Origin of the sequence: Actinomadura sp. WAC 06369 (genome assembly GCF_003947565.1) — a bacterium.
Classification (GTDB): domain Bacteria; phylum Actinomycetota; class Actinomycetes; order Streptosporangiales; family Streptosporangiaceae; genus Spirillospora; species Spirillospora rifamycini.
This window is the reverse complement of the sequence record NZ_QHJN01000244.1, coordinates 1-8,386: the sequence shown is the minus strand read 5'-3', so window position 1 is coordinate 8,386 and position 8,386 is coordinate 1. Positions and strand designations below refer to the sequence as shown.

At 73.3% G+C, this 8,386-nt stretch carries 7 protein-coding genes; 6 read left to right on the top strand and 1 reads right to left on the bottom strand.

All coding sequences use genetic code 11. From position 1 onward, the window contains the following. Nucleotides 1-127 precede the first annotated feature (127 nt). From aceB to DMH08_RS36805, 5 genes are all read left to right on the top strand, one after another. On the top strand, nt 128-1,735 hold the full coding sequence (aceB, locus tag DMH08_RS36825; RefSeq protein WP_026405552.1) for a malate synthase A: 1,608 nt from the start codon (nt 128-130) through the stop codon (nt 1,733-1,735). Between the two features lie 58 nt (nt 1,736-1,793). After that, nucleotides 1,794-3,242: an FAD-linked oxidase C-terminal domain-containing protein gene (locus tag DMH08_RS36820; protein ID WP_125620817.1), complete on the top strand. Its 1,449-nt coding sequence runs from the start codon at nt 1,794-1,796 to the stop codon at nt 3,240-3,242. Beyond that, the gene (locus tag DMH08_RS36815; RefSeq protein WP_125620815.1) at nt 3,242-4,477 is read left to right on the top strand and encodes an FAD-binding oxidoreductase; all 1,236 of its coding nucleotides are present in this window, start codon (nt 3,242-3,244) and stop codon (nt 4,475-4,477) included. Before DMH08_RS36820 ends, DMH08_RS36815 begins: the two co-directional genes overlap by 1 nt. After that, nucleotides 4,477-5,835: a (Fe-S)-binding protein gene (locus DMH08_RS36810; RefSeq protein WP_125620813.1), complete on the top strand. Its 1,359-nt coding sequence runs from the start codon at nt 4,477-4,479 to the stop codon at nt 5,833-5,835. The genes DMH08_RS36815 and DMH08_RS36810 overlap by 1 nt, the downstream gene beginning before the upstream one ends. Before the next feature lie 145 nt (nt 5,836-5,980). Then, nucleotides 5,981-6,724 (top strand): hypothetical protein, encoded by a 744-nt coding sequence (locus DMH08_RS36805; RefSeq protein WP_125620811.1) that lies wholly within the window; start codon nt 5,981-5,983, stop codon nt 6,722-6,724. On the opposite strand, the gene DMH08_RS36800 is transcribed toward DMH08_RS36805, so the two are convergent. Further along, the gene (locus DMH08_RS36800; protein WP_158642457.1) at nt 6,700-8,103 is read right to left on the bottom strand and encodes an ABC transporter family substrate-binding protein; all 1,404 of its coding nucleotides are present in this window, start codon (nt 8,101-8,103) and stop codon (nt 6,700-6,702) included. The two genes, DMH08_RS36805 and DMH08_RS36800, sit on opposite strands and share 25 nt — an antisense overlap. A 39-nt stretch (nt 8,104-8,142) precedes the next feature. Between DMH08_RS36800 and DMH08_RS42885 the strand changes: the two genes are divergently transcribed. Continuing rightward, the coding region (locus DMH08_RS42885; protein ID WP_442778670.1) for an ATP-binding cassette domain-containing protein at nt 8,143-8,386 on the top strand (244 nt) is incomplete at its 3' end.

Genomic DNA, 8,386 nt, shown 5'->3' with positions numbered 1-8,386 from the left:
CTGCCCGCCCTTTCGTATAGCGAAATTCCGTTTCTGTTACGTGGAGAACGTTACTCGGCGGTTCGCGCGCCGAGTAACGTTCTCCACGTAACAGAAACGGAATTTCGCTATACGAAAGGGCGGGCAGATGGGCAACCAGGACGGCATCGAGATCACCGGGCCGCTCGGCGACCGGTACGAGGAGATCCTGACGCCGGAGGCGCTCGGTCTGCTCGCCGCGCTCCAGCGCGAGCTGGGCGGGCGGCGCAAGGAGCTGCTCGCGGCCCGCGCGGAGCGGCAGCGGCGGCTGTCGGAGGGCGGCACGCTCGACTTCCTCCCCGAGACGGCGGAGATCCGGGCGGACGACTCGTGGCGCGTCGCCGACCCGGCGCCGGGGCTCGAGGACCGCCGCGTCGAGATCACCGGCCCGACGGACCGGAAGATGACGATCAACGCGCTGAACTCGGGCGCGAAGGTGTGGCTGGCCGACTTCGAGGACGCCAACACCCCGCTGTGGAACAACATGGTCGAGGGGCAGCTCAACCTGCGGGACGCCCTCGACCGCACGATCGACTTCACCGACGCCAAGAGCGGCAAGTCGTACGCGCTCAAGGACGATGCCGAGCTGGCGACCATCGTCGTCCGGCCGCGCGGCTGGCACATGGAGGAGAAGCACCTGCTGATCGACGGCGAGCCCATGTCCGGGTCGCTGTTCGACTTCGGCCTGTACTTCTTCCACTGCGCGCAGCGGCAGATCGACAAGGGCCGGGGCCCGTACTTCTACCTGCCGAAGATGGAGGCGCACCAGGAGGCGCGGCTCTGGAACGACGCATTCAACCTGGCCCAGGACCGCCTGGGCGTCCCGCGCGGGACGATCCGGGCGACCGTCCTGATCGAGACGATCCCGGCCGCGTTCGAGATGGAGGAGATCCTCTACGAACTGCGCGACCACTCCGCCGGGCTGAACGCGGGCCGCTGGGACTACCTCTTCTCGGTGATCAAGAAGTTCCGGGACCGCGGCGCCGAGTTCGTCCTGCCCGAGCGCAACGCGATCACGATGACCGCGCCGTTCATGCGCGCCTACACCGAGCTGCTGGTGCGCAGCTGCCACAAGCGCGGCGCGCACGCGATCGGCGGCATGGCGGCGTTCATCCCGTCCCGCCGGGACGAGGAGGTCAACAAGGTCGCGCTGGAGAAGGTGCGGGCGGACAAGACGCGCGAGTCCGGCGACGGTTTCGACGGTTCGTGGGTCGCGCACCCCGACCTCGTCCCGGTGTGCCGCGAGGTCTTCGACGGCGTGCTGGGCGACAAGCCGAACCAGCGCGACCGGCTCCGCGAGGACGTGGACGTCACGGCGGCCGACCTGCTCAACGTCAAGGCCACCCCGGGCGACATCACCGAGGCGGGGCTGCGCAACAACATCGACGTGGCGCTGCGCTACCTGGCCACCTGGCTGGACGGCGCGGGCGCGGTCGCCATCCACAACCTGATGGAGGACGCGGCCACCGCCGAGATCTCCCGCTCGCAGGTGTGGCAGTGGATCTACAACGGCGTCTCCACCGCCGAGGGCCAGAAGATCACCAAGGAGTGGGTGGAGCGGCTGCTGGAGGAGGAGCTGGGCAAGATCCGCGCCGAGCTGGGCGACGCGTTCAACGAGCCCCGCTACAACGAGGCCGTGGCGCTGTTCAAGGAGGTCACGCTCGCCGACGCGTACTCCGAGTTCCTCACCACCCCCGCCTACGAGCGGATGGGCTGATCCGGCCGCGGCCGTCCATGCATTGCGCGCGGACGGGGGCAGGGAGGATCGTTCGAGGATGGAGCCGGAGCTGGAGGCGCTCGCGCGGCGCCTGGACGCGCTGCTGGGGCCGGAACGCGTCATCACCGACCCCGTGCGGCTGCGGACGTACGAGTGCGACGGGCTGACGAACCATCGGTGCACGCCCGCCGTCGTCGTCCTGCCCGACACCGCCGAGCAGGTCGCGGCGATCGTCCGGGAGTGCGCGGCGGCGGGCGTCCCGTACGTGGCGCGCGGGTCGGGGACGGGCCTGTCGGGCGGGGCGCTCCCCCGCGCGGACGGCGTCCTGATCGTGACGTCGCGGATGCGGCGGATCCTGGAGATCGACATCCCGGGGCAGCGGGCGGTGGTGGAGCCCGGGGTGATCAACCTGGACGTGACGCGGGCCGTGCGGCCGTACGGGTACTACTTCGCGCCCGACCCGTCCAGCCAGCAGATCTGCTCGGTCGGCGGGAACGTCGCGGAGAACTCCGGCGGCGCGCACTGCCTCAAGTACGGGTTCACCGCGCACCACGTGCTGGCCTGCGAGGTCGTCACGCCGGACGGCGAGCTGGTGGAGCTCTCGGCGGACGGTCCGGGCTACGACCTGCTCGGGGTGTTCGTCGGCGCGGAGGGCACCCTCGGCATCACCACCAAGATCACCGTGCGGCTGACGCGGGTGCCGGAGACCGTGCAGACGCTGCTCGCGGCGTTCGGGTCGATCGAGGCGGGCGGCACCGCGGTGTCGGCGATCATCGGCGCGGGGGTCGTCCCGGCGGCGATCGAGATGATGGACGCGCTGTCGATCGAGGCGGCCGAGGCGGCGGTGCAGTGCGCGTACCCGCCGGGCGCCGGCGCGGTGCTGATCGTGGAGCTGGACGGCCCGGAGGCGGAGGTCGCGGCGCAGTTCGCGCAGGTCGAACGGATGTGCCGGGACGCGGGCGCGTTCGAGATCCGGGTCGCGACCGACGACGTGGAGCGGGCGCTGATCTGGACGGGCCGCAAGTCGGCGTTCGCAGCGGTGGGGCGGATCAGCCCCGCCTACATCGTCCAGGACGGCGTGATCCCGCGGACGGCCCTGCCGCGGGTGCTGGCGCGCATCGACGAGCTGTCGGCCGAGTCGGGGGTGCGGGTCGCGAACGTCTTCCACGCGGGGGACGGCAACCTGCATCCGCTGGTGCTGTTCGACGACGCCGAAGAAGGTGCGGGCGCGCGCGCAGAGGAGGTGTCGGGCGCAATCCTGGATCTCTGCATCGAGCACGGCGGCTCCATCACGGGCGAGCACGGTGTGGGCGTGGACAAGTCCCGGTACATGCCGCGCATGTTCACCGAAGCCGATCTGGACACCATGCAGATGGTGCGGTGCGGGTTCGATCCGGCGGGCCTGTGCAACCCCGGGAAGGTGTTCCCGACGCCGCGCCTGTGCGGTGAGGTCCCGGGCGTGCGCAAGGGACCCCACCCGTTCGAGGGAAAGGCGGACCTGTTCTGATGCGGCCCCCCGATGCATCCGGCGACGCGCTCGGCGCCCTCGCGAAGGTCTGCGGCGACGTCCGCCCCGGCGAACCGGAGGAGGGCGTGCTGGGCGTCGAGCCCGCCGCCGTCGCCGCGCCCGCCACGGTCGGCGAGGCCGCGGAGGTGATGCGGGTCGCCGCCGAGCACGGGCTGGCGGTCGTCCCGCGCGGCGGCGAGACGCGGCTGGACTGGGGGACGCCCCCGCGGCGCTGCGACCTGATCGTGGACACCCGGCGGCTGGACCGCCTGGTCGAGCACGCCGCCGGCGACCTCGTGGCCACCGCGCAGGCGGGGATGCCGCTGGAGCGGCTGGGCGCGGAGCTCGCGGGCGAGGGGCAGCGGCTCGCCCTGGACGCGCCCCTCCCCGGCTCCACGGTCGGCGGGACGATCGCGACGGGCGCGTCCGGTCCGCTCCGGACCCTTTACGGAACGCCACGGAATCTGGTCATCGGGCTCACGATCGTCCGGGCGGACGGTCAGGTGGCGAAGTCGGGCGGCAAGGTCGTCAAGAACGTCGCCGGATACGACCTGGGACGGCTGTTCTGCGGCTCGTACGGAACACTGGGACTCATCGTCGAGGCCACGTTCCGCCTGCACCCGACGCCCGCCGCACGCGCGTACGTCGCGCGTCCCGTGGACGGGCCGGAGGAGGCGCACGAGGCGGTGCAGGCCGTCCTGCATTCGCCCGTGGTGCCGAGTGCCGTCGAGTACCTCTCCCCCGGGGTGGTGGCCGTCCTGCTGGAGGGCGTCCCCGACGGTGTCGGCGCGCGCGCACAGCAGACGGTCGAACTCCTGGGGCGAGAAGCGCAAATCTCCGAGGACGCCCCCGACGGCTGGGGCCGCTACCCGGACGGCACCGTCCTGCTCGACGTCGCCGCGCCCCCGCCAGCGCTCCGCGACCTGCTCGCCGCGCTGCCCGCGACCGGGACGGCCGTGACGTGGAACGGCGACGGGCACGGGTACGTGGGCCTGTCCCCGGGCGGCTCCCCCGCCGGCGTCCCGTCCGGGACCGTCGCGGACGTCGTCGCCGACGTGCGGGCCGCGCTGGCCCGGCACAAGGGCGGCGCGGTCGTCCGCTACGCGCCGGAGGACGTGCGCGGCGCCGTCGACGTGTGGGGCCCGGTCCCGGCCCTGCGGCTGATGCGGCGCGTCAAGGACCAGTTCGACCCCGACCACCGGCTGTCCCCCGGCCGTTTCACGGGAGGTATCTGATGAGCGCCCCGCAGACCGGACCGCCGCACCCCGGACCGCCGCACGAGCCGGTGCCGCAAGGGCCGGTGTCGCCCGGCTCCCCCGGCGAGGTGGCGAACCTGCTCGGCGACTGCGTGCACTGCGGGTTCTGCCTGCCGACGTGCCCGACGTACGTCCTGTGGGGCGAGGAGGCGGACTCGCCGCGCGGCCGCATCCACCTGATGGACCAGCACGCGAAGGGCGAGCCGCTCGGCGGTCCGATGGTCGAGCACTTCGACCGCTGCCTCGGCTGCATGGCGTGCGTGACGGCGTGCCCGTCGGGCGTCCAGTACGACCGGCTGATCGAGCTGACGCGGGCCGAGGTCGAGCGCGACCACCCGCGGCCGCTGCGGGAGCGGGCCGTCCGCGAGCTGGTCTTCCGGCTGTTCCCGTACCGGCGGCGGCTGCGGGCGCTGCGCGGGCCGCTGCGCGCCTACCAGCGGTCGGGCCTGGACCGGTTCGTCCGCCGCTCGGGCCTGCTGGAGCGGGTGTCGCCGTCGCTGGCGGCGATGGAGCGGCTCGCGCCGCCGCTCGGCCGGGCGCCGCGGCTGCCGGAGCGGGTCGCCGCGCGCGGCGGCCGGCGCGCCACGGTGGGCATGCTGGTCGGCTGCGTGCAGGGCGAGTTCTTCCCGGGCGTCAACGCGGCGACGGCCCGCGTGCTGGCGATGGAGGGGTGCGACGTCGTCATCCCGCGCGGGCAGGGCTGCTGCGGCGCCCTGTCGATGCACGCGGGACGCGCGGACGAGGCGCGCGCGTTCGCCCGCCGGACGATCGAGGCGTTCGAGCGCGTGGACGTCATCGTGGTGAACTCGGCGGGCTGCGGGTCGTCGATGAAGGAGTACGGGGCGCTGCTGGCGGACGATCCCGTGTGGGCGCGCCGGGCGGAGGGGCTGGCGGAGCGCACCCGCGACCTCGCGGAGTTCCTCGCCGAGCTGGGGCCCCGCGCGGAGCGCGGGCCGCTTCCGGTCACCGTCGCCTACCACGACGCCTGCCACCTGTCCCACGCGCAGGGCGTGCGGGCGCAGCCGCGGGCGCTGCTCGCGCAGATCCCCGGACTGACCGTCCGGGAGATCGCCGACCCCGACATCTGCTGCGGCTCGGCCGGCACGTACAACGTGTTCCAGCCGGAGGCGGCCGGGGAGCTGGGCGACCGCAAGGCGGCCGGCGTGGCCGCGACCGGCGCCGAGCTGCTGGTCGCCGCCAACCCGGGATGCACGATGCAGATCGCGGGCGCGCTGCGCCGCCGGGGCGACGCCATCGCGATCGCGCACACCGCGCAGGTGCTCGACGCGTCCCTGCGGGGCCTCGGCCGCGACGCCCTCCTCGAACGCGGTTCGTAGGCGTTCGCCCTAGTGGTTCGGTGTTTCTCCCGTCAATGGTGGCCTGTCCGGCGCTGATCCGGGTGTCCGGTATCGTGACCAGCCACCCACCGGCAGCACGCGCTTACCGATTCGGACGCAACGGGCTGAGGGGAGCACGGAGACCATGTCGTACAGCAACCAGCCGCGGTCCGCGGGAGGCCGGCGGCGCAAGCCCCGGCGGACCGGCGCCGGACGGCTCGGCCTCGCCGGTGCGCTCACGGGCGCCGTCGGCATCGCCGCGATCGCCGCGGGCATCGTCGTCCTGCGGCCGGGGCCGGACGCCGGGGACGCCGGGGCGCCGCCGTCCCGCGCGAGCGGATCGGGCGCCTCGCCCTCGCTGAGCTCGCAGCCCGCGCCCCGGACGGGCGCCGCCGTCCCGTTCACCACCCCCGAGGGCTACGGCTACAGCCTCGCGGCCGTCGGTTCCGGCACGGACGCCGAACCGCTCGGCTCCACCCAGGCGCCGCCGTCCGGAACCACGTACGCCTACGCCGACTACGTCCTGACGAACACGCAGCGCCGTCCGGTCATGCTGGACTTCCCCGCCGACCTGTTCATGCCCGAGGCGGAGGTGCCGGAGGACGCGCGGGAGCGGTGCATGCCGCAGGTCGGCGTCCCCGAGGACATGTGCACGCTGCCCAACCGAAGCGAGATCATCGCCCGCGTCGACCGGGCCGAGCCCCCGTTCGAGGAGGCCGGCACCCGGATGATCCCCGCGGGCGCGTCCTACGTGGTGCGGATCGCCTCCGACCTCCCCGTCAAGGACGGCGTGTCCGCGGACGACCTGAAGCTCTACGTGTGGAGCGCCCGCTACACCAGCGACCGCAAGGGCATCGAACTCCCCTACCCGTCCTCCGAGGCGTCCTGAGCGAAACCGATGTCCTCGTAAGCGGGCTGGTGGAAGCCGCAGGCGCCGATGTTGGCCAGATCCACGCGCGCGGCCACCAGTTGAGGACGCTGGTACAGCGGCAGGACGAGCGCTTCCTGCCAGACGAGTCGATCGGCCCGGTTCACAAGGGTGTGGACCTCAGCCGGATCCCCCGCCGTGACCGCTTTCTCGAGCGTCGCGTCGATCGTCGCGGTACCGCCTCCTGAGTAGTTCTGCCGGACCTCCCCCTCCCGTGGGCGCGCGTAGACCGCCCGCATCGACGACACGGGGAACGGTGTGCCGAACCAGGAGAACGGCGCGATGTCGAAGTCCCCCCGCGTGATGCGCCCGAACAGGTCGTCGGCCGGAACCGGTTCGATGTCCACCCGAACGCCGATGCGTTCGAGCAGCGCGCGCGCCAGTTCCCCTTCCCGCCCGCCGATGGGCTGCCCGGCCGCGACGACGAACCGGAGCGCGAGCGTCCGCCCGTCCTTCGCGCGGTGGCGGCCCCGTTTCGCCCAGCCCGCGGCGTCGAGGAGCCGCGCCGCCGCCGCGGGGTCGTACCGTCCGTGGACACCCGAGTTGTCGCGATAGCCCGGCTGGGTGCCGACGTAGAAGTGGTTGCCGAGCGTCCGCGCGGGGACGCCGAGCCCCACGAGGTCGGACCGGGCGATCGCGTCCCGGTCCAGGCCGAGCATCACCGCGCGCCGCACCCGCACGTCCGACAGGACCGCCCCCGCCGCGTTGAGCGTGAACACCCGCGAGTCCGGGCCGCCCGCCCGCCGCACCTCGCCGCCGTCGGCCGCCCGCACCCGCCGCAGCGCGCCCGCGTCCAGCCCGACCTCCATCAGGCCGACCTCCCCGTTGGCGAACGCCCCCGGCATCGCCATCGGATCCATCGCCCGGTAGACGATCCGGTCGAGCTTCGCGGGCCTGCCCCACCAGCCCGGGTCCCGCACGAGCGTGATCGTCTTCGCCGTCCGGTCCACCCGCCCGACCCGGAACGGCCCCGCGGTGACGGGCGGGCGCTCGAGCCACCCGGTGTTGAACGCCCGGGGATCGCCGTACGCCGCCGCCGGATACAGCGGGCTGAACAGGCGGCGCCAGTCCGCGTAAGGCCGCGCGAACACGACCTTCACGACCTGCTCGTCCGCACCCCGCTCGACCCGTGCGATGCGCCGGTAACCCGTGTCGTCGGCGATCTCATACCGCGGATCCCGCCCGGACAGCGCGCGCGCCTGCGCTGCGAAGTCCCGGTACCCGATGGCCCGCCCGTCCGACCATCGCGCCTCCGGGTTGAGCCGGTAGACGACCGTCTGCCCGCGTCCCGTGCGCTTTACCTCGGCCGAATGAAGGTACTCGGGAACGCGATGCACCACGCCTTTCTCGTCCGCCCGCATGAGGCGAGGCAAAGCCCCTTGGACGACCCGATCGACCGAGCCCGTTTTCCCGTTCACGTGGTGGAAGTTCCACTGCGCCGGGAATTCCGGCAGCGCCCATTGCAGAGTGCCCCCGTCCCGCACACGCTCGCGCGGCATCGGATTGACGTCCGGCGAGGCGAGACCCTCGCGCTGGTGGGCGAGTCGGGCTGCGGCAAGCCGACCGCCCTCATGGAGATCGTCCGCCTGGCCCGGCCCCCGCGCGGCAGGATCACCGTCCTCG